Below are 317 nucleotides of genomic sequence, written 5' to 3'. Positions count from 1 at the left end.
CCGCGCTCGGGCACGCGGCCGCCTGGTGGCAGCACCCGGCCGCGCTCGTGGCCGCCGTCCTGTGCGCCCTGATCGCAACGCTGACGTGCGTGGTGCTCTCCCGCGTGACGACGTCGGCGTTCACGACGCTGGCCAGCTCGCGCCGGTTCAAGGACCTCAGCGGCGTCATCGGCATCATCCCGCTGGTGCTGCTGGGACCGATCATGGTCGGCATCGTGGAGGGGTTCCGCAGCTCGCAGGACTTCCTGCCGGCCCTGGCCGAGGGCCTGGCCTGGTCGCCGCTGGGAGCGGTCTGGGCCGTCCCCGGCGACCTGGCC

1 pseudogene is annotated in these 317 nt (G+C 73.8%); it reads left to right on the top strand.

Annotated features, from left to right (window positions below):
* Positions 1–317 (top strand): annotated as a pseudogene (locus AC5RUJ_RS18900) (transporter); the annotation flags it as partial.

Source organism: Arthrobacter sp. Y3223164 (genome assembly GCF_059091005.1).
The sequence above is the reverse complement of the archived record's forward strand: the minus strand, read 5'-3'. Positions and strand labels throughout refer to the sequence as shown.